This is a genomic window from Pseudomonas sp. SORGH_AS_0199, from assembly GCF_031453735.1.
GTDB classification, from domain to species: Bacteria; Pseudomonadota; Gammaproteobacteria; order Pseudomonadales; family Pseudomonadaceae; genus Chryseomonas; species Chryseomonas aestiva.
Window position 1 is genome coordinate 4,100,310 of record NZ_JAVJAE010000001.1, and the last position, 19,774, is coordinate 4,120,083.

Here is a 19,774-nt window from a genome sequence, read left to right on the forward strand (position 1 = left end):
CTACTCCAGCTTTTCCACCTTCACCGCGGTGGTGCCGTCGTCGACCATGTCCACCCGCCGGGCAGCGGCGCGCGAAAGATCGATGATGCGGCCGCGGATATAGGGGCCGCGGTCGTTGATGCGCACCACCACGGCGCGATCGTTTTCCAGGTTGGTCACCTTGACCCGGGTGCCAAGCGGCAGGGTCTTGTGAGCGGCGACCAGCTCGTTGTTGTTGAAGGTCTCGCCACTGGCGGTTTCCTTGCCATGGAATTTGCGCGCATAGAAGGAGGCCTTGCCGCGCTGTTCGAAGCTGGCTTCCTTCTTGACTGGCGCGGCGACGGTCTTGGCATCCTTTTCCTGGCAGGCGCTGCAGGCGAGCAACAGGAGCAATACGAGGGATCTGGGACGGATGAACACGTTTCACCTTCCTCTTTTTCTTCGTTTTCGGGAAAGCAACGCTCGGGGATCGGGTTCAGCTAGCTCTGAACCCGGGCGTCCCCCGGAGGTTCGCCAGGGATGGCCAGCGGCCATCCTATCTGTGACGAGCGCCTCAAGACCGCCCTAGGGCGCCGGCAGCACGTACCTGAGAATGGCGACGAAGTGCAGCGCGCTGCCGGCCATGACGAAGCCATGCCAGATGCCATGCCAGTGGCGGAAGCGATCGTCGAAGACGAAGAAGAGGATGCCCACGGTATAGAGCACGCCGCCGGCCGCCAGCCAGGCGAAGCCTTCACCGCCCAGGCGGTCCAGCAGCGGTCCCACCGCCACCAGCACGATCCAGCCCATGACGGCGTAGATCACCAGCGACAGGATGCGCGCCTCCGAGCGCGGCTTGAGCTCCTGCGCCATGCCGATCAGCGCCAGGCCCCAGACGATGCCGAACAGCGTCCAGCCCCAGGGCCCGCGCAGGGTGACCAGGCAAAACGGCGTGTAGCTGCCGGCGATCAGCAGATAGATCGACAGGTGATCGAGCTTCTGCAGCAGGCGTTTCGCGCGCCCCTTCACGCTGTGGTAGAGGGTCGAGACGCTGTAGAGGATCACCAGCGCGACTCCGTAGATGGCCACGCTGACGATGCGCCAGGGATCGCCCTGCAGGCTGGCCAGCACCACCAGGGTGATGGCGCCGGCCAGGGCCAGCAGGGCGCCGACCAGATGGGTCCAGGCATTGAGACGTTCGCCGTGATACATGCGTCCTCCGGTATGGGTCGCAAACGGGCTCAGGGTCTCGCCGAGCCCTCGCGACGGGCAGTGAGGCGCTCGTAGCGGTCGAGCAGCGGCTGGATGGAAATCCCGTGGACCGCGATGCTCAAGGCCACCACCGACAGGGTCAGGTCGACGATGGTCCCGGCCCAGTCGGCCGTGACGTGATGCGTGAGCGCGTAGCACAGATAATACAGGCTACCGATGCCACGGATGCCGAACCAGCCGATCAGCGCACCCTGGTGGCGATCGATGCGCGTGAAGGGCAGCATGGTGGCCACGCCCAGCGGGCGGATCACCACGAACAGCAAGGCGCCCAGCAGCAGCGCGCGGCTGTCCCAGTGGGTGATCAGCACCACTCCGAGCAGGGTCACCAGCAGCACCTCGAAGGAGCGCTCCACCAGGCTACCGAAGGCGAGCATGTCACCCATCATCACCCCGGCCGCCATCCGCGGCTCTTCGATGTCCTCGGCGCTGGCGACGGTGGCGCGCTCCGGCGCGCCGGTGAGATGACCGATCACCGGCTGCGCCAGGTGCTCGGAAGGCACTTCCGCATGGCCGGAGGTCTGCACCTCGGCCTGGCGCAGGCCCAGGCCGGCGGCGAACACCGCGAGAAAGCCGAAGGCGCCGATCTCGTCGGCCAGCACATAGGACAGGGCGATCAGCGCCAGGGCGAGAAAGTCATTGGGCGAGATGGTGCTGTCGCCATGCCGGGTGCGCAGGAAGATCATCAGCCGTCCGACCCCCTTGCCCATGAAATAGCCCAGCAGCAGGCCCGCCGGCACGCCCCAGACCACATTCTTGAGGAACCACTCCAGGGTCCAGCCCCACTGCAGTTCGCCATGCTGCAGGAGCAGCAGGCCGAGCAGCACGAAGGGAAAGGCGGTGCCGTCGTTGAGGCCCGCCTCGCCGGAGAGACCGAAGCGCACCCGGTCGAAATCCTGGGCATGGTTGACCTGCACCAGCCCGGCCAGCACCGGATCGGTGGGCGCGAGAATGGCGCCGATCAGCAGGGCCACGCCCCAGGGCAGGCCGAGCAGATAGTGGGCCACCAGGCAGACCCCGGCGATGCTGAGGATCATCACCGGACCGGCCAGCAGGTAGGCGCCGTGCCAGGACGAGCGATGAAAGGACAGGCGCAGCTTGAGGCCGCTGACGAACAGCGAAAAGAGCACGGCCACCTCGGTGAGGTGACCGATCCAGGTCGCCGACTCCTGGAAGTTGACCTCGGCGAGCCCCAGGCCGATGGGACTGATCAGCATGCCGAAGGCCAGACAGACCACCGAGGTGGTGACCGGCAGCCAGCGCAGATAGGCGGATGTCAGGGCCAGGATCATCAACAGCGATCCCAATACCCCGACCCAGACGAGAAATGTCATGTGGGTAGCGTGATCCAGAACAGAAGAAGGAGAGCGGGTGGCGAACGCCACCCTTGTGATGGAGACTGCGCAAACGCAGCCACGGTGCCCCCTATCTGCCGAATGGCGCGCGCAGCCGTGACCCCGTGCCCATCGCCGGGGTCCCATGCCCTATAGTCCCCAAGGAAAATCTCTCCTCGCATGAGCGATCACCGCCTCCGCAAGCAACGCCGCCTCGAACGCCTGCAGCGCTTCCTCGACTGGGCCGGCCGCACCCATCCCGACTTCGTCGCCAGGCAACAGCACCAGGAACTCTGGTTCAAGCCCTATTCGGGTTATCCCCTGCCGCACCTGGGGCGGATCGCCAAGGCCTTCTGGCTGGGTCTGGACGAAGCCGCCGCGGTGGCTGCAGGCAGCGCGCCCGATCCCGACAGCCTGCTGGGCCAGGCGCTGCTCAATGCCGGCAAGACCTTCGGCTATCCGGTGGATGTCTTCGGCAGTGAAAAGCTCTTTACCGGCGGCGCGGCAAGCGAACTGCTCGAACCCCACTGGGCGCTCAATCTGGCTGACAGCGCTTGCGCCGAAGCCTTCGCCGCCGCGGTCGGCGAGCGCCTGGGTGACGCTGTGCGCGAGCGTCTGGGCCTCCTGGCGGTGCCCTTCGCCGAGATGGCCGACGAGGATCGCCAGCGGGTGCTGGAGCGGGTGCCCCAGGCGCTGATCCGTCTGGACGACTTCCTGCCGCGGGCGGTGGAGGTGCTCAACGAGACGCGCCACGAACTGAGATTCAACGTGGTCCTGACCCACGACGACATTCGCCTGGAGATCCCCCGGCGGCTGGCGGCCAACCAGGGCCGCCTGCTCGGCGCTGCCGATGTCGCCGCGCTCAGGGCCGAAGCCGAGAGGGACCTGCGCGAGCGTTTCGCCGTGCTGGTGGGCGAAGCCGACGCCCTGGACTTCGACCTGCACCAGCTGGGCACGCCGCGTCTGCAGGAGCTGATGCGCCTGGAAGCCGACAAGCTGCGCCGCGCCCTGCGCCATGCGGTGGCCCAGCAGCGCGAGAAGATGGCCTTCGCCGTGCTGCTGGAAAACAACCCGCGCTTCGGCCAGTACCACCAGAACTATCCGGCCCGGCGGCTGACCCGCACCTGGACCGCCCTGCTCGGCCCCACCAACAGCGGCAAGACCCACAGATCCATCGAGGCCATGGCGGCGGTGACCCATGCCATCTACCTCTCGCCGCTGCGGCTGATGGCCCTGGAAAACCAGGAGCGCCTGGAATCCCTCGGCGTACCCTGCTCGCTGGTCACCGGCGAGGAGGAGATCATCCGTCCGGGCGCCACCCACTTCTGCTGCACCGTCGAGGAATTCGCCCGCTTCCGCCGCCAGCAGTGGGAGGTGGTGGTGGTCGACGAGGTGCAGATGCTGGCCGATCCGCAGCGCGGCTGGGCCTGGGTCGATGCCCTGGTCAGTGCCCACACCAAACGCCTGCTGATGACCGGTCCGGCGCTGATCGAACCCTCGCTGCGCACCCTCAGCGCCCTGTGCGAGGACCGTCTGGAGATCAAGCCTACCAAGCGCCTGTCACCGGTCACGGTGGCGCGCCACGCCACCACCCTGGAACGCCTGGAACCGGGTTCGCTGCTGGTGGCCTTCAGCCGGCGGGTAGTGCTGGAACTCAAGGGCCTGCTGGAGATGGCCGGCCGCCGGGTCTCGGTGGTCTACGGCGCCCTCTCGCCGGAAGTGCGCCGGGAGCAGGCACGCCGCTTCCGCGAAGGCGAGACCGAGATCATGGTCGCCACCGATGCGGTGGGCATGGGCCTCAACCTGCCGGCCCACACCCTGTGCTTCTACACCGACGAGAAATTTGACGGGGTGGAGAATCGTCCACTGCGGGTGCAGGAGGTCAAGCAGATCGGCGGGCGCGCCGGGCGCTTCGGTCACCATGCCGAAGGCGAGATCACCGCGCTGGAACCCCATGTGCTGCGCAACATCAAGCGGCTGTTCCACAGTCCGGACGATCCGGTTGACCTGCACCAGTTCCAGGTGCGGCCGAGTCTGGAGCACCTGCGCGCGCTGTCCGAGTTCATGGAAGAGCCCAGCCTGCTGCGCACCTGGCTGACCTTCAATCGCAACATCAACTATGGCGACGCCTTCGTCTCGGTACTGCCCGACGAGCTGGCCGAGTGGATCAAGCTGATCGACCTGCCCGGCATCGATTTCCAGCTGCGCTGGATCTTCGCCTGCACGCCGATCCGCGGCGGCCTGGAAGGCCCGGCCAGCGGCCAGGCCCAGCGCTGGCTGCGCAGCGTCGCCCGTGGCGAGCCGGTGGACCTGCCGCGCATCCCCATGGGCACCGATCTCGCCGGGCTGGAAAGCGCCCTGCACGTGGTGGAGACCTATCTGCACCTGTCGCGCAGCCTGCCCGAGCTGTTTCCGGCGCTGGAACGCGGCCAGGACCATCGCGACCTGCTCAACGACGCCATCACCCGGGAGTTGTCGCGCCGGCGGCGGCCACGCGGCCAGGAAAAGGGTCAGGGCAAAGGCAAGGGCGAGCGTCGCCAGGGACGGGGCGAGCGGCGCAGTGGGCGCTTCGGGCGTTAGGCGGCGCGGAAAGCCACAGGGGGTCACGCTACCAATCGCGGCCATGGCGGTCCGCCTGCCACAGGTACCATGGTAACCGTAGGAGCGGCCCATGGCCGCGATCAACCGCGTAGGGTGGATAACGGCGAAGCCTTATCCACCCCTCGAAGCATCCTGCCCGTGGATCACGCTGCCGATCGCGGCCATGGGCCGCTCCTACGTGAAACGGATATTCCTATAGGAGTGGCCGCGATAAAGACAGTCGCTCCTACCGGGACGTCCCTAGCGGCACCCGCGCCTTGAAGCTCCAGGTAAAGAAGAACTCCGACACCTGCTCACCGCTTTCGTCGGTGCCTACGCTTCGCAGCTCGACCTGCTGCGGCTCGCCGGTCTCCCGGGCGCGCACCAGCGCTGCGGCGATGGCCGCGCCCTGGTCGCAGCGAAAGACGAGGGTGCCCACGGCCTTCTTGCTGAAGGTCGCGCTCATGGCCACCACCAGCATGGCGTAGCGGCTGCCGGAACGGCGAATGTGCCGGTCGGCGAGGATGCCGGTGGAAAATTCCGCCGCCATGCCCTCCACCGCCCAGAACATGCTCTTGAAGGGATTCTGGTTCAGCCAGCCATGGGTGACCTGCATCTGGCAGCCGGCATCGTCCAGGTGCCGCAGGCGCAGGCCGGCGATCTTGGCGATGGGCACCTTGGTCCAGACGAAGAGATTGAACAGCAGTCGATTCATGGCGAGCGCATCCGGCAGCCTGGCCGGAGCGCCAGGTGTCCGCAGCTTAGCGCTTCGTCCCGGGCTGCTCCACGACTGGCGGACGCGGCGCGGCAGACAGTTCGCGACCCCCGGGTCGCGTGGCCGGGGCGCCTCGCCGAGGAGGCGCCCGCGGGCCTTACAGCGGGTTGGCGTTGAGCTGCTCGGTGTAGCGCCGCGTCATGAAGATCGCGAACAGCAGGCCGGCCACCGCCAGGCTGCCACCCACCAGGCCGATGTAGGGCATGCCGACATGGGTCCCCACCACGCTGCCCAGCAGGGCGCCGCCACCGATGCCGACGTTGTAGATGCCGGAGAACAGCGCCATGGCAACGTCGGTGGCGTCCTTGGCCAGGGCCAGCACCTTGGATTGCAGCGCCAGGCCGAAACTCATGATGGCGATGCCCCAGACCACGCTCAGCCCTTCCAGCATGAAGCTCTTCCAGGCGAAGGGCAGCAGCAACAGCAGCGACAGGGCGATGCCGGCGATGGCCGCAACCAGGAAGCCATTGGGGAATCTCAGGCTGTAGCGGCTGAACAGCAGCGAACCTATGACGCCGGAACCGCCGAACAGCAGCAGCAAGGCGGTGATCTGCATGCCGCCCATGCCCGCCACTTCCACGGCGAAGGGCTCGATGTAGCTGTAGCCGGTGAAGTGGGCGGTCACCACCAGGGTGGTGAGCAAGTAGATGCACAGCAGCGCGGGGCGCTTGAACAGCACCGGCAGGCTGGCCAGGGAACCGGAGTTCTCGCTGGGCAGCAGCGGCAGGTTGCGCGCCAGCCACAGGACCGTGCCCACCGCCAGCGCCGCGATGGCGACGAAGGTGTAGCGCCAGCCCAGCAACTCGCCCAGTACCCGACCCAGTGGAATGCCCAGCACCATGGCCAGGCAGGTGCCGGTGGCCAGCAGGCCGAGCGCCTGGGTCTGCTTGCCGGCCGGGGCGATGCGCACCGCCAGCGAGGCGGTGATCGACCAGAACACCGCATGGGCAAAGGCGATGCCGATGCGGCTGGCCACCAGCACCTCGAAGCTCCAGGCCACCCCGGAGAGGCCGTGGCAGGCGATGAAAACAATGAAGACGAACATCAGCAGGCGGCGCCGCTCGATGGAGCGGGTGGCGAGCATCATCGGCAGCGACATCAGGGCGACCACCCAGGCATAGATGGTCAGCATCAACCCGACCTGCGAGGGACGCATGTCGAAACTGCGGCCGATGTCGCTGAGCAGCGCCACCGGGACGAATTCCGTGGTGTTGAAGATGAAGGCGGCCAGGGCCAGGGCGATGACACCGGACCAGCTGGATTTCCGGGCTTCGGCGGTAGCATCCATGGGGGGTCTTCTACTCCAGAGCGAAAGGGTGGACAGCGACTTCCAGGCAGAAAGCCGACGACGAAAACCCACGAGCAAAGGCTTGGCCCGCCTGCGACGCCTGTTCGCGAGCGAGAAGTCTGCTGTAGGTAGGGATTGGAATTGGATGTGGTAAAAATTCTACGCTGTCGATTCGGACCCTCACAACCACCCGCAGTTGCGCCCGGCTGCCGCAATTGGCGGTCCAGAGTACCCAACTGCCTGATCGGCGGCGCTTTTTCGCCTAGTAACCGGCCTGGCAGCTGCCCGTCGCTGCGACAAAACATCGCGAAACCTTTTGCCCGGCTCAAGCTGTTGGCGAAAGGCAGCGGGTCATTGACCTTGCCCCAGGGGCAAGCTCTAGCCTCGCGTCATCAGCCCAGTCAGGAGCTCTGAACATGCGTATTACCCTTACCTCCACCCTGCTCGCCCTCACCTTGCTGGCGGGCGGCGTCGCCCAGGCCGCCGAGACCCAGCACCCGGCCCACCAGGACATGCAGAAGAGCATGGAGACCATGCACCAGGGCATGGAAGAAGGCCTCAAGGCCAAGGACCCGGACCTGGCCTTCGCCAAGGGCATGCTGGCCCACCACGAGGGCGCCGTCGACATGGCTCGCTACCAGCTCCAGCACGGCAAGGACCCGGAGATGCGCAAGCTGGCCGAAGACATCATCCAGGCCCAGCAGAAGGAAATCGACCAGCTCAACCGCTGGATCAAGGCCCACGACAAGTGATGGTGCGCCGCGTCCGGGACTGGCACAGTGAGCTGCCAGTCCCGACACGGAGACCACCATGCTGATCGACCATCTGGATCATCTGGTCCTGACCACCACGGACCTCGCCGCCTGCGAGGATTTCTACACCCGGGTGCTGGGTATGCGCCTGGAGACATTCGGCGCGGGGCGCAAGGCGCTGCGCTATGGCAACCAGAAGATCAATCTGCACGAGCGGGGGCACGAATTCGAACCCAAGGCCCACCTGCCGGTGCCGGGCGCCCTCGACCTCTGCTTCATCGCCCGTGAGCCGCTGGAGCGAGTGATCGCCCATCTGCAGCACGAAGGCTGGCCGATCATCGAGGGTCCGGTGGCGCGCACCGGCGCCACCGGACCGATTCGCTCGGTCTATGTGCGCGATCCCGACCTCAACCTGATCGAGATCGCCGAATACCCGACCTAGCGCGGCCGGCCAAACACCTGGGTCCAGTAGAGGCTGTGGGTGCTGCGCGGATTCAGGGCATAGGCCGCGCCCATTTCGGTGAATTCCGGATTCATCAGATTGGCGCAGTGGCCCGGACTCGCCAGCCAGCCCTGCATCGCCTGGGTGACCGAACCGGCGCCGGCGGCGATGTTCTCGCCGATGCGGGTCCAGCCGTAACCCTGCCTGGCTACCCGCTCGGCCACGGTGCCGCCACCGGGGGCGGTGTGGGAGAAGTAGTCGCGCCCGGCCATGTCCTGGCTGTGGGCCAGGGCGGCATTGGCCAGCGCCGGATTCCAGCGCAACGGCGTGGTGGCGGCAAAGCGGCGGGTGCCGCAGGTGCGCGCCTGGGCCCGGGCGCGATTGACCTCGGCGAGCACCGCCTTGCCGGCGGTCTGCCAGTCGCCCAGGCCGGCGCTCACCACCGGCCGCGCCAGCACCAGTTGCCAGCGCGGTCCCTGCTGACTCACCCCGATCTGCGCATAGTCACTGCTGGCCAGCGGTCGGCAATACTGCTGGCGCAGCCCGGCCATGGCCGCTTGGGCGGTCGGCGCGCCTGCCAGCATGATCACCTGCACCGCGGACGCCTGATAACCCGCGGCGCGCAGATCGCTCTGCAGCCGATCACGACCGGTCAGGCGCACCGCCGCCAGGCGACCGTCGGCGGCGAGGGGCGCCGCGGCGCGGGTGCCGGGGCAGCCCTGGGGCACGGCGCGATAGGCGTTGATCAGGCTGACCAGCCGCGCCTCCTCGGGCGTCGCGGCCAGGGCGGCCTGGGCCAGCAGGCCGGTAGTCAGCAACAGGGAAAAGACAGATAGACGAGGCATGCGCGAGCGGATCCGGAAAACAGGGAAGCGCTATGTACCCGGCCTGAACGCGAGGCGCAAGCCAGCCGCCTGGCCAACCGAGGAACGGATGGCAGTTTGCTTGCAGGGGTGATTGGGGTAGGCTCGCCGGCTCATTCAACAGGAGTCTCTCCCATGGCCAAAGCCTCTGCCCGCCACATCCTGGTTTCCGACGAAGCCAAGTGCAACGAACTCAAAGCCGCCATCGAAGGGGGCGCCGACTTCGCCCAGGTGGCCAAGGACAATTCCAGCTGCCCCTCCAGCCGCCAGGGCGGCGACCTGGGCACCTTCCGCCCGGGCCAGATGGTCAAGGAATTCGACACCGTGGTGTTCAGCGCGCCGCTGCACCAGGTCCAGGGTCCGGTAAAGACCCAGTTCGGCTATCACCTGGTGGAAGTCACCAGCCGCGAGGATTGATCGCGCCGGTGCTCCCGCTGAAGGCGGGAGCACCCTCCCCGCCCTGCCTCCAAACGACTATCCTGCAGACTTCCTGCCTCCCGAGGATAGCGCCATGCCCCTGCCCCTCGAACGTCACGGCCAGTGCCTGTGCGGCGCTGTTCAGCTGGATTGTCGCCTTGATACCCTCGCCGTTTCGGCCTGCCATTGCCGGACCTGTCGCCGCTGGAGCGGTGGCCCGCTGCTGGCGGTGGAATGCGCCCAGCCGCCGGTGATCGGTGGCGGCGACGCCCTGACCGTCCATGCCTCGTCCGCCTGGGCCGAGCGCGGCTTCTGTCGCAACTGCGGCACCCACCTGTTCTACCGCCTCAAGGCCGAACCGCACTACGCCATCCCGGTCGGCCTGCTCGAAGGCGCGGACTGGTTGCTGGACAGCGAAATCTTCATCGAGGAAAAGCCGGCCTGGTACTGCTTCACGCACTCGCGCCGCCAGTTGACCGGGACCGAAGCCTTGGCCGAGCACGACAACCGGGACTAGCTGCCCGGGTTCGCCCCCGGGCGCCAGCCATGACCGCTGGTCGGCTGACCCCGGGCGTCTCCAGGCAAGGCGCTTAGCGCGCCAAGGCTCGTGCCAGAGCCCCCTTCCCTTTCCCACCCCTGAGCCACCCTGCCCGCGTGCCTGCGGCCTGGGCGCACACCCCTATCAAGCCGCCGCCAAACGCGCCGATGCCTGGGTGAGCTCCCTTTCCCAGCCTGCCAGACAAGAGGAACAATCATGGGGTTTCTGCAACGCTTCGGCGCGCGTGCCCGCCAGGGCGGTAGCGGCGTGTTCAGCCTGACCTGCTCCGCTCGCGAATTGGGCGACCGCCTCGGCGGCGTCGCCCTCAAGCCCACCTACATCGCCGGCTTCGTCTCGCCGCACCTGGACCTGGACGCCATTGCCCGGCAACTGGCCGGACGCTTCCCCGCGGCGTCCATCAGCCTGTGCACCACCTCCGGCGAACTCTGTGGCAGCGAGCAGCGCCTGTATTGCGCCGCCGACGGCGCCTGGGACCGGCTGGTGCTGCAATTCTTCGACGCCTCGGTCATCGCCTCGGCCGAGGTGGTGCACGTCCCGCTGGACAGCGAAGACATCCGCCGCGGCGGACCGCGGCGCAGCATGAAGGAACGCCTTGCCCGCCTGACCGAGTCGCTCAAGCGCCTGCAGGTGCGCACGCCCATCGATCACCGCGATACCCTGGCCTTCGTGCTGTTCGACGGCCTGTCCGCCTCGGAATCCTTCTTCATGGAGGCACTGTACGAGTCCGGCCGCTTCCCCTGCCTGTTCGTCGGCGGCTCCGCCGGCGGCAAGGGCGACTTCCGCCAGACGCTGCTGCACGATGGCCGCCAGGCCTATGAAAACCATGCCCAGCTGGTCTTTCTGAAGATGGCCAGGAACACCCGCTTCGGGGTGTTCAAGAGCCAGAATTTCAGCGCCACGCCGCTCAGCCTCAGTGTCCTCACCGCCTCCCTGGAAGAGCGCTACATCAGCCAGGTGGTCGACAGCCGCGGCCAGATCAAGAGCATGGTGGCGGCCCTCTGCGAGGCCCTGAGCTGCCGCGCCGAACAGCTGGAGCAGCGCCTGGCGGATTATTCCTTCGCGATCCGCGTGGGCGAGGAGCTGTTCGTCCGCTCCATCGCCCGCATCGACTACGCGCGCGAGCGCATCCATCTGTTTTGCGACGTGGCGCCCGGCGAAGAGCTGGTGATGGTTAAGCGCACCTCGCTGGTGGACGCCACCCGCCAGGACTTCGCGCGCTTCCTGCAGGGCAAGAGCGGCACCCCGCTGGTGGGCGTGCTCAACGACTGCATCCTGCGCCGCGCCAACAATGGCGCCGAGCTGCCGCGCATGGGCGAGGTGTTCGGCCAGACGCCAGTGGTGGGCTTCTCCACCTTTGGCGAGATCCTTGGCCTGAATCTCAACCAGACGCTCACCGCGGTGTTCTTTTTCCGCACCCCCGAAGGCGCGCCCTTCCGCGACGACTACGTCGACAACTTCGCCGCCCACTACGGCGAGTTCAAGGCCTTCTTCCTGCGCCGGCAGATCAAGAAGCTGGCCGGCCTGAGCCAGGTGGTGGTCAATCAGATCAACGAATTCAAGCGGCAGAACTTCACCGGCGTGGTGGATGCCCAGGGCCTCGACGACTCCATCCAGGCGGTGTTCGGCGGCCTCGCCGATCTGGGTCAGGTCCTGCGCCAGGCCCACCAGAGTCGCCAGGAGATCGGCGAACAGCTGCGGCACTACTCCGGCGAACTGCACAGCAGCATGGACGATCTGGCGGGCAACATCCTGCAGCAGGGCGAGGTCACCCGCCAGGCCGACAGCACCGTGCAGCACCTCACCGAACAGGCCGAGGACGTGGTGCGCAGCGCCAACGAACTGAGCCAGTCGAGTCTGCGCATCCAGTCCATCGTCCAGGTGATCCAGCAGATCGCCGGCCAGACCAACCTGCTGGCGCTCAACGCGGCCATCGAGGCGGCGCGCGCCGGCGAGAGCGGTCGCGGCTTCGCGGTGGTGGCCGACGAGGTGCGCAACCTGGCGGCCATCACTCACAAGAACGCCGCCGAGATCGGCGGCGACATCGACCAGCTGTCCCGCGCCATCAGCGACGTCGGCGCCCATATCGCCGGCCAGGCCGAGGACGTGGGCTCGCTGCAGGAGTTGCTCGCCGTCCTGCGCGAATCCGGGCGGCTCACCGCCCAGACCTCTCATCGTACCAAGGACATCGCCGATACCCTCACCGGCCTCACCGCCGCCACGTCGTCCTAGGCCGCAGGGACTTACCGTTCGTCGGCACTGACCGGCAAGTCGCACCCGCCGCCCCCGTATCTGCCCCTCACCAGGGGCAGATACCGGTGGGCGCCGGATCACCTTCCGAGTGACCGCAGGGTCACGGCCAGCGCCGTGGCTTGCACCCCCATTTTGCCCCTGCCAGCGACCCATGAGTCAGCAATAGACGCCCCAAACCCGCTCCCAGTCGCGTCTACGACTTTTGTAGTGACTATACGAAAGCACTACAAAACTCGATTGACGACGGCCTGATCTCCTGTAAATCTCTAGCTGCACCGGACGCGAACCCCCTATTCATGCGGGTCGCGCCTGGGCTCCGGGTGACCCTCGGGCCGTCTTGCGTAGTGATGCTCAAGAGGCACTACAAAAGAAGACGACTGAAATGCCGCGCTGCTCGAGGCAGCGTCGCCAGAGGTGACGTCCGGATCCATGCAGGTACGTACGGCGACATGACTCGACAGCTGGGCTGACCTTTCGCCTTCGCGACCGGCATCCGGATGGCAACCGCCATCCCGCTGCCGGACGTTGGGAAAAGACTGGTACCCAAGCCAACCTCATCGAGAAGGATCGACTCATGTCCGCTTACGAGAACGACGTTCAGGCCATCGCCGCCCTCAAGAACAGCACCGGCAATCACTGGAGCGCCATCAATCCGGAATACGCAGCGAGGATGCGCCTGCAGAATCGCTTCAAGACCGGTCTCGACATCGCCCGCCACTGCGCGGCCATCATGCGCCGGGACATGGCCGCCTACGACGCCGACAGCAGCGCCTACACCCAGTCGCTGGGCTGCTGGCACGGTTTCATCGGGCAGCAGAAGCTGATCGCCATCAAGAAGCACCTGGGCAGCACGAAAGGCCGCTACCTCTATCTGTCGGGCTGGATGATCGCCGCGCTGCGTTCGGAATTCGGCCCGCTGCCGGATCAATCCATGCACGAGAAGACCAGCGTGCCGGCGCTGATCGAAGAGCTCTACACCTTCCTGCGCCAGGCCGACGCCCGCGAGCTGGCCATGCTGTTCCGCGACCTGGACGCCGCCCGCGCCGCCGACGAGAACGCCAAGGCCGCCGCCATCCAGGCGAAGATCGACAACTACGAGACCCACGTGGTGCCGATCATCGCCGACATCGACGCCGGCTTTGGCAACGCCGAGGCCACCTACCTGCTGGCCAAGAAGATGATCGAGGCCGGCGCCTGCTGCATCCAGCTGGAAAACCAGGTCTCCGACGAGAAGCAGTGCGGCCACCAGGACGGCAAGGTCACGGTGCCCCACGAGGACTTCCTGGCCAAGATCAACGCGGTGCGCTACGCCTTTCTGGAGCTGGGCGTGGACGAGGGCGTCATCGTCGCCCGTACCGATTCCCTGGGCGCCGGCCTGACCAAGCAGATCGCCGTGAGCAAGCAGCCGGGCGACCTGGGCGACCAGTACAACGGCTTCCTCGACTGCGATGAGGTGGATGCCAGCCAGCTCGGCAACGGCGAGGTGCTGATCAGCCGCGACGGCAAGCTGCTGCGGCCCAAGCGTCTGGCCAGCGGCCTGTTCCAGTTCCGTGCCGGCAGCGGCGTGGACCGGGTGGTGCTGGACTGCATCACCTCGCTGCAGAACGGCGCCGACCTGCTGTGGATCGAGACCGAGAAGCCCCACGTCGGCCAGATCAAGGCCATGGTCGACCGCATCCGCGAAGTCGTGCCCAACGCCAAGCTGGTCTACAACAACAGCCCCTCCTTCAACTGGACCCTGAGTTTCCGTCAGCAGGTATTCGACGCCCTGCAGGCCGAAGGCAAGGACGTGTCCGCCTACGACCGCGCCAAGCTGATGAGCGTGGACTACGACGATACCGAACTGGGGCGTCTAGCCGATGCGCGGATCCAGAGCTTCCAGCGCGATGCGGCGCGGGAAGCGGGCATCTTCCACCACCTGATCACCCTGCCCACCTACCACACCGCGGCCCTGTCCACCGACAACCTGGCCAAGGGCTACTTCGCCGAGGAAGGCATGCTGGCCTACGTCAAGGGCGTGCAGCGCCAGGAGATCCGCCAGGGCATCGCCTGCGTCAAGCACCAGAACATGGCCGGCTCGGACATGGGCGACGACCACAAGGAATACTTTGCCGGGGAGGCCGCGCTCAAGGCGGCGGGCAAGGACAACACCATGAACCAGTTCCATTGATCACGGCCACTGCGGAGGACACGCTCATGAACCTGAACGACAACCCCAGCCTGGACGATCTCAAGCAACTGTTCGGCCGGCTCAAGGACAAGAACCACACCCACATCCTCTGGGTCTGCGAGAGCGGCGCGGTGCACGTCGACCGCCTGCCCGGCGGCGAGACGCCCGAGCAGTTCGAGGAGCGCCATCCCAGCCTGCGCATCCGCTTCAAGACCTACAACAAGGGCGGCGGCTACGTCGGCAAGTCGGCCGCGGCGGACGACAACTTCATCAGGAGCGTCCACGCCGCCCTGCAGGAGCACTGGCGCCTGGCCGGTCGGCAGCAGCAGCCGGCCTATGTGGATCGCTACTGCTAGCCATGAAAAAAGGGCGCGCCGGGTGATTGACCACCCGGCGCGCCCTGCCCCACCTATGAGGTGACTCGCCTGATCCTGCATGGCCCTGCAGGGCCATGCGAGTCACCTCTTCTCTTCATAGAACGAACAGATCGACGAAGCGATGCACCGGAGTGGCTTCCAGTCCCGCCTGGTCCTTGCACAGCTCGAAGATCTGGGCGCAGCGAGCGGCCGGGAAGCGCGTCGCCAGGTTGCTCTGGAATTTGCGCTCCAGCAGCGGAATGCCCTCCTCGCGGCGACGGCGATGACCGATGGGATATTCCACGGCGATCTTCTCGGTGCTGCTGCCGTCGGTGAAGAACACCTGCAGGGCGTTGGCGATGGAACGCTTGTCGGCTTCCAGGTACTCGCGGCTGTAGCGCTCGTCCTCGACGATCTCCATCTTCTCGCGCAGCTGGTCGATGCGCGGATGGGCCTGGTGGAAGGCATCCTCGTAATGCTCGGCGACCAGGTCGCCGAACAGCAGCGGTACGGCGATCATGTACTGCAGGCAGTGGTCGCGGTCGGCGGCATTGGCCATGGGGCCCTGCTTGGAGATGATACGGATGGCCGATTCGTGGGTGGTCACCACGATCCTCTCGATCTGATCGACGCGATCGCGCACCTGGGGATGCAGGATCACCGCGGCCTCGGCGGCGGTCTGGGCATGGAATTCCGCCGGGAAGCTGATCTTGAACAGCACGTGTTCCATCACGTAGCTGCCAAAGGCCTGGGGAAAGCTGAACTGGCGCTGGTCGGCCGGCTTGGTGGCCAGGTCCTTGTTGGTGTGGCTGAAGAGCACGTCGTAGAAGCCCCACTGGGGTGCGCTGAGCACGCCGGGAATGCCCATCTCGCCGCGCAGGGCGATGTCGGCCAGGCGCACGCCGCGGCTGGAGGCGTCACCGGCGGCCCAGGACTTGCGGCTGCCGGCATTGGGCGCATGGCGATAGGTGCGCAGCGCCTGGCCATCGACGAAGGCGTGGGACAGCGCCGCCAGCAGTTGCTCGCGGTTGGCGCCCATCAGCTTGGCGCTGACCGCGGTGGAGGCCAGCTTGACCAGGAAGACGTGGTCGAGACCGACACGGTTGAAGGAGTTTTCCAGGGCGAAGACGCCCTGGATCTCGTGGGCCATGACCATGGCTTCCAGCACCTGGCGCATGGTCAGGGGGGCTTCGCCCTGGGCCACGCGGCGCTGGGAGAGGTGGTCGGCCACCGCCAGGATGGCACCGAGGTTGTCGGAAGGATGGCCCCACTCGGCGGCCAGCCAGGTGTCGTTGTAGTCCAGCCAGCGAATGATGCAGCCGATGTCCCAGGCCGCCTTAACCGGGTCCAGGCGATAGCTGGTGCCCGGCACTCGCGCGCCCTGGGGCACCACGGTGCCCTCCACCTGGGGGCCGAGCAGCTTGGTGCACTCGGGGAAGCGCAGGGACAGCAGGCCGCAGCCGAGGGTGTCCATCAGGCAGTTGCGGGCGGTGTCCAGGGCCTCGCGGGAGGTGACCTGGTAGGTCAGCACGTAATCGGCCAGGTCCTGGATGACCTGGTCGTAATCGGGTCGGTTGTTGAGATCGACGTTGGCGCTCATGAATTTTCCTTATATCGCGTCTATCGCGGCCATGGGCCGCTCGTACAGGGGATTGGCAGCCGTAGGCGCTCCCGCAGGAGCGGCCCATGGCCGCGGTCAGAGATATTCAGCGATTGGCGATGGGCGTGAAGGCCCGCTGCTCGACGCCGGTGTAATCCGCGCTGGGGCGGATGATGCGGTTGTCGGCGCGCTGCTCGAAGACGTGGGCGCACCAGCCGGCCGTGCGCGAGCAGACGAAGATCGGCGTGAACAGCGGCGTCGGGATACCGAGGAAGTGATAGGCCGAGGCATGGTAGAAGTCGGCGTTGGGGAACAGCCCCTTCTCTTCCTTCATGGTGCGGTCGATGGCTTCCGATACCGGGAACAGCACGCTGTCGCCCACCTCCGCCGCCAGTTGCCGGGCGTAGTCCTTGATCACCTCGTTGCGCGGATCGCTGTCGCGGTAGATGGCGTGGCCGAAGCCCATCACCTTTTCCTTGCGTTCGAGCATCTGCTTGAGGCCGGTGACCGCTTCCTCGGGCGAGGCGAAGCGCTCGATCAGCGCCATGGCCGCCTCGTTGGCGCCGCCATGCAGTGGGCCGCGCAGGGAGCCGATGGCGCCGGTGACGCAGGAATAGAGGTCGGACAGCGTCGAGGCGCAGACCCGGGCGGTAAAGGTGGAGGCGTTGAATTCGTGCTCGGCATAGAGGATCAGTGAGACGTTCATCACCCGGGCATGCAGGTCGCTGGGTGCCTTGCCGTGCAGCAGGGTGAGGAAGTGGCTGGCGATGTCCGGGGCGTCACTGCTGCAGTCGATACGGGTGCCGCGCTGGCTGAAGTGATGCCAATAGAGCAGGATCGCCGGAAAGGCGCCGAGCAGGCGATCGGCCACCTGCTGCTGGTCGGCGAAGCTGTGCTCCGGCTCCAGGGTGCCGAGCAAGGAGGCGCCGGTGCGCATCACGTCCATGGGGTGGGCACTGGCGGGAATGCGCTCCAGGCCTTCCTTGAGCGGCTGCGGCAGGTCGCGCAGCGCCGCCAGGCGCTGGCGATAGGCGTCCAGTTGCGCCTGGGTGGGCAATTCGCCATAGAGCAACAGGTGGGCGACTTCCTCGAAGTCGGCTCCTGCCGCCAGTTCACGGATGTCATAGCCCCGGTAGGTGAGGCCGGCGCCGGTCTTGCCGACGGTGCAAAGCGCGGTGCGGCCGGCGACCTGGCCACGCAGGCCGGCGCCGCCGAGGGTTTTGCTGTCTGCCATCGTCTCGCTCCTCTTGGAGTTGTTGTGCGAAAAAGCGGGCGTTCAAAGCTTTCTTTACGATCTCGCGAGCTAGCGACAAACAAGGCGGAAGTGGCTGAGGAAGCGGATCGGACTCGCGCTCGAGTTTACGAGTGGTAAATGAGCATTCCGACCGGGCTGGCGACCCAGGCCACTTCCAACGCAGTTTGGCCGACGCGCAGCAGATCGTTAGGATTTCTGCTGCTGGAACAGGCGATCCAACTGGTCCTCATACCTGTGATAGTCGATGCGGTCATAGAGCTCGGCGCGGGTCTGCATGGTGTCGACCACTGCCTGCTGGCTGCCGTCGCGGCGGATCGCCGTATAGACGTTCTCGGCGGCGCGATTGGCCGCGCGGAAGGCCGACAGCGGATAGAGCACCAGGCTCACGTCGGCGCCGGCCAGTTGCTCGGTGGTGAACAGCGGCGTGGCGCCGAATTCGGTGATGTTGGCCAGGATCGGCACCCCTACCGCCTGGGCGAACTGGCGGTACATGGGCAGCTCGGTGATGGCCTCGGGAAAGATCATGTCGGCGCCGGCCTCGACGCATGCGCAGGCGCGGTCGATGGCGGCCTGCAGGCCCTCCACTGCCAGGGCGTCGGTGCGCGCCATGATGACGAAGTCGGGATCGGTGCGGGCATCCACCGCCGCCTTGATGCGATCGACCATCTCCTGCTGGCTGACGATTTCCTTGCCCGGTCGATGGCCGCAGCGCTTGGCGCCCACCTGATCCTCGATGTGCATGGCCGCCGCGCCGGCCTTGATCAGGGCGCGGGTGGTACGGGCCACGTTGAAGGCCGAGGCACCGAAGCCGGTATCAACATCCACCAGCAATGGCAGGTCGCAGACATCGGTGATGCGGCGGACGTCGATCAGCACGTCTTCCAGGCCGCTGATGCCCAGGTCCGGCAGCCCCAGGGAGCCGGCCGCGACGCCGCCGCCGGACAGGTAGACGGCCTGGAAGCCGGCGCGCCTGGCCAGCAGCGCATGATTGGCGTTGAGGGTGCCGACCACCTGCAGCGGGCGTTCGGCGGCGACGGCGGCGCGGAATTTCTGGCCGGGACTGACGGCAGGCATGGCGTTACCTCGACTGATCTTGGACTAGGGGATGGTGCTGCAGATTGCGCTTGGAGGCGGCGATGTGGCGGCGCATCAGCAGCTCGGCCAGTTCGCCGTCGCCCTCGGCCAGGGCATCGAGGATGCGATGGTGCTCGGCGAAGGCTTGGCGCGGCCGATTGGGGGTGGCGGAGACCTTGAGCCGGTACATGCGCACCAGGTGATAGAGCTCGCCGCAGAGCAGCCGCACCAGCATGCCGTTGCCGCTGGCCTGGATGATGCGGTAGTGGAAGTCGTGGTCGCCTTCCTGCAGGTAGTAGCCGGTGCCGGCCTGGAACGCCGGATCGCGCTCGTGGGTGTCCAGCAACTGGCGCAATTCGTCGATGCCCTGGGGCGTGAGGCGTTCGGCCGCGAGGCGGCAGGCCATGCCTTCGAGGGATTCGCGGATTTCGTAGAGTTCGACCAGTTCGGCCAGGCTCAGGGCAGCGACCCGGGCGCCGGCATGGGGCACCCGCACCACCAGGCGCTGGCCTTCCAGCCGGTGGATGGCTTCGCGCAGCGGTCCGCGGCTGATGCCATAGGTGCGGGCCAGCTCCGGCTCGGAAATCTTGCTGCCCGGCGCCACGTCGCCACGGACGATGGCCTCGCGGATCCGCCGGAACACCTGCTCGGAGAGGGTCCCGCTGTCGGTCTCGGGCGCTTCGGCCGGGAGGGGGCTATCGATCATTGTCGACACCTTTTGTGTTTATGGGCTGAATAACTACGCCTGAACGCCTTATCAGTCAATATTTGTCGACAATCCGGCTGTGACAGCCTGTATCTCGCTCCGCCAGAGGCGGTTCGCTACACTAGC

At 66.6% G+C, this 19,774-nt stretch carries 18 protein-coding genes; 8 read left to right on the forward strand and 10 right to left on the reverse strand.

The features are described 5' to 3' along the window. The 3 genes from QE444_RS19220 to QE444_RS19230 all read right to left on the reverse strand — a co-directional run bounded on the left by QE444_RS19220 (position 1) and on the right by QE444_RS19230 (position 2,561). Positions 1 to 399: a septal ring lytic transglycosylase RlpA family protein gene (locus QE444_RS19220; RefSeq protein ID WP_263259791.1), complete on the reverse strand. Its 399-nt coding sequence runs from the start codon at positions 397 to 399 to the stop codon at positions 1 to 3. Between the two features lie 144 nt (positions 400 to 543). After that, positions 544 to 1,170, reverse strand: coding sequence for a hemolysin III family protein (locus QE444_RS19225; RefSeq protein WP_133863286.1), 627 nt, complete (start codon positions 1,168 to 1,170; stop codon positions 544 to 546). Positions 1,171 to 1,199: 29 nt separating this feature from the next. Then, complete coding sequence (locus QE444_RS19230) at positions 1,200 to 2,561, reverse strand: sodium:proton antiporter (RefSeq protein ID WP_263259789.1); 1,362 nt, start codon at positions 2,559 to 2,561, stop codon at positions 1,200 to 1,202. A gap of 180 nt (positions 2,562 to 2,741) precedes the next feature. Between QE444_RS19230 and QE444_RS19235 the strand changes: the two genes are divergently transcribed. Continuing rightward, positions 2,742 to 5,141, forward strand: a complete 2,400-nt coding sequence (locus tag QE444_RS19235; RefSeq protein WP_263259787.1) for a DEAD/DEAH box helicase — start codon at positions 2,742 to 2,744, stop codon at positions 5,139 to 5,141. A 247-nt stretch (positions 5,142 to 5,388) separates the two neighbouring features. Here QE444_RS19235 and QE444_RS19240 read toward each other — a convergent pair whose 3' ends face one another. Further along, positions 5,389 to 5,856, reverse strand: coding sequence for a DUF4442 domain-containing protein (locus QE444_RS19240; RefSeq protein WP_187979981.1), 468 nt, complete (start codon positions 5,854 to 5,856; stop codon positions 5,389 to 5,391). A gap of 157 nt (positions 5,857 to 6,013) precedes the next feature. Then, entirely contained in the window at positions 6,014 to 7,204 is a 1,191-nt protein-coding gene (locus QE444_RS19245) for a sugar transporter (protein WP_183628990.1), read from the reverse strand. 416 nt (positions 7,205 to 7,620) lie between these two features. Between QE444_RS19245 and QE444_RS19250 the strand changes: the two genes are divergently transcribed. Both QE444_RS19250 and QE444_RS19255 read left to right on the forward strand, forming a co-directional pair. Continuing rightward, on the forward strand, positions 7,621 to 7,956 hold the full coding sequence (locus QE444_RS19250; RefSeq protein ID WP_263259784.1) for a DUF305 domain-containing protein: 336 nt from the start codon (positions 7,621 to 7,623) through the stop codon (positions 7,954 to 7,956). Positions 7,957 to 8,017: 61 nt separating this feature from the next. Further along, positions 8,018 to 8,398 carry a VOC family protein gene (locus tag QE444_RS19255; protein ID WP_178083934.1) on the forward strand — a complete coding sequence of 127 codons (381 nt, stop codon included), beginning with the start codon at positions 8,018 to 8,020 and terminating at the stop codon, positions 8,396 to 8,398. Here the strand turns inward: QE444_RS19255 and QE444_RS19260 are convergent. Beyond that, on the reverse strand, positions 8,395 to 9,243 hold the full coding sequence (locus tag QE444_RS19260; RefSeq protein ID WP_263259782.1) for a CAP domain-containing protein: 849 nt from the start codon (positions 9,241 to 9,243) through the stop codon (positions 8,395 to 8,397). The genes QE444_RS19255 and QE444_RS19260 overlap by 4 nt on opposite strands. Positions 9,244 to 9,396: 153 nt before the next feature. Between QE444_RS19260 and QE444_RS19265 the strand changes: the two genes are divergently transcribed. From QE444_RS19265 to QE444_RS19285, 5 genes are all read left to right on the forward strand, one after another. After that, entirely contained in the window at positions 9,397 to 9,678 is a 282-nt protein-coding gene (locus tag QE444_RS19265; RefSeq protein ID WP_133862742.1) for a peptidylprolyl isomerase, read from the forward strand. Positions 9,679 to 9,772: 94 nt separating this feature from the next. Then, positions 9,773 to 10,195 carry a GFA family protein gene (locus tag QE444_RS19270; protein ID WP_263259780.1) on the forward strand — a complete coding sequence of 141 codons (423 nt, stop codon included), beginning with the start codon at positions 9,773 to 9,775 and terminating at the stop codon, positions 10,193 to 10,195. Positions 10,196 to 10,432: 237 nt separating this feature from the next. Continuing rightward, the gene (locus tag QE444_RS19275) at positions 10,433 to 12,466 is read left to right on the forward strand and encodes a methyl-accepting chemotaxis protein (protein ID WP_309740987.1); all 2,034 of its coding nucleotides are present in this window, start codon (positions 10,433 to 10,435) and stop codon (positions 12,464 to 12,466) included. Between the two features lie 595 nt (positions 12,467 to 13,061). Then, the gene (locus QE444_RS19280) at positions 13,062 to 14,657 is read left to right on the forward strand and encodes an isocitrate lyase (RefSeq protein WP_263259492.1); all 1,596 of its coding nucleotides are present in this window, start codon (positions 13,062 to 13,064) and stop codon (positions 14,655 to 14,657) included. 26 nt (positions 14,658 to 14,683) lie between these two features. Beyond that, positions 14,684 to 15,013 (forward strand): hypothetical protein, encoded by a 330-nt coding sequence (locus tag QE444_RS19285; protein WP_187979988.1) that lies wholly within the window; start codon positions 14,684 to 14,686, stop codon positions 15,011 to 15,013. Positions 15,014 to 15,128: 115 nt separating this feature from the next. Here the strand turns inward: QE444_RS19285 and prpD are convergent, their stop codons facing one another. The 4 genes from prpD to QE444_RS19305 all read right to left on the reverse strand — a co-directional run bounded on the left by prpD (position 15,129) and on the right by QE444_RS19305 (position 19,648). Next, positions 15,129 to 16,613, reverse strand: coding sequence for a 2-methylcitrate dehydratase (gene prpD, locus QE444_RS19290; RefSeq protein ID WP_263259490.1), 1,485 nt, complete (start codon positions 16,611 to 16,613; stop codon positions 15,129 to 15,131). A gap of 106 nt (positions 16,614 to 16,719) precedes the next feature. Next, the gene (gene prpC / locus QE444_RS19295; RefSeq protein WP_263259489.1) at positions 16,720 to 17,847 is read right to left on the reverse strand and encodes a 2-methylcitrate synthase; all 1,128 of its coding nucleotides are present in this window, start codon (positions 17,845 to 17,847) and stop codon (positions 16,720 to 16,722) included. Positions 17,848 to 18,054: 207 nt separating this feature from the next. After that, complete coding sequence (gene prpB / locus QE444_RS19300) at positions 18,055 to 18,942, reverse strand: methylisocitrate lyase (protein ID WP_309740998.1); 888 nt, start codon at positions 18,940 to 18,942, stop codon at positions 18,055 to 18,057. Positions 18,943 to 18,946: 4 nt separating this feature from the next. After that, a complete protein-coding gene (locus tag QE444_RS19305) occupies positions 18,947 to 19,648 on the reverse strand; it encodes a GntR family transcriptional regulator (RefSeq protein ID WP_158892711.1) in 702 nt (233 codons plus the stop codon). Between the last annotated feature and the right edge of the window lie 126 nt (positions 19,649 to 19,774).

Bases quoted from the DNA above. Each gene is read 5' to 3' on its own strand.
- QE444_RS19280 (WP_263259492.1), top strand. From the start codon at position 13,062: ATGTCCGCTTACGAGAACGACGTTCAGGCCATCGCCGCCCTCAAGAAC.
- QE444_RS19260 (WP_263259782.1), bottom strand. From the start codon at position 9,243: ATGCCTCGTCTATCTGTCTTTTCCCTGTTGCTGACTACCGGCCTGCTG.
- QE444_RS19225 (WP_133863286.1), bottom strand. From the start codon at position 1,170: ATGTATCACGGCGAACGTCTCAATGCCTGGACCCATCTGGTCGGCGCC.
- QE444_RS19245 (WP_183628990.1), bottom strand. From the start codon at position 7,204: ATGGATGCTACCGCCGAAGCCCGGAAATCCAGCTGGTCCGGTGTCATC.
- prpC (WP_263259489.1), bottom strand. From the start codon at position 17,847: ATGGCAGACAGCAAAACCCTCGGCGGCGCCGGCCTGCGTGGCCAGGTC.
- QE444_RS19275 (WP_309740987.1), top strand. From the start codon at position 10,433: ATGGGGTTTCTGCAACGCTTCGGCGCGCGTGCCCGCCAGGGCGGTAGC.
- QE444_RS19270 (WP_263259780.1), top strand. From the start codon at position 9,773: ATGCCCCTGCCCCTCGAACGTCACGGCCAGTGCCTGTGCGGCGCTGTT.
- prpB (WP_309740998.1), bottom strand. From the start codon at position 18,942: ATGCCTGCCGTCAGTCCCGGCCAGAAATTCCGCGCCGCCGTCGCCGCC.
- QE444_RS19250 (WP_263259784.1), top strand. From the start codon at position 7,621: ATGCGTATTACCCTTACCTCCACCCTGCTCGCCCTCACCTTGCTGGCG.
- QE444_RS19230 (WP_263259789.1), bottom strand. From the start codon at position 2,561: ATGACATTTCTCGTCTGGGTCGGGGTATTGGGATCGCTGTTGATGATC.
- QE444_RS19305 (WP_158892711.1), bottom strand. From the start codon at position 19,648: ATGATCGATAGCCCCCTCCCGGCCGAAGCGCCCGAGACCGACAGCGGG.
- QE444_RS19240 (WP_187979981.1), bottom strand. From the start codon at position 5,856: ATGAATCGACTGCTGTTCAATCTCTTCGTCTGGACCAAGGTGCCCATC.
- prpD (WP_263259490.1), bottom strand. From the start codon at position 16,613: ATGAGCGCCAACGTCGATCTCAACAACCGACCCGATTACGACCAGGTC.
- QE444_RS19235 (WP_263259787.1), top strand. From the start codon at position 2,742: ATGAGCGATCACCGCCTCCGCAAGCAACGCCGCCTCGAACGCCTGCAG.
- QE444_RS19285 (WP_187979988.1), top strand. From the start codon at position 14,684: ATGAACCTGAACGACAACCCCAGCCTGGACGATCTCAAGCAACTGTTC.
- QE444_RS19265 (WP_133862742.1), top strand. From the start codon at position 9,397: ATGGCCAAAGCCTCTGCCCGCCACATCCTGGTTTCCGACGAAGCCAAG.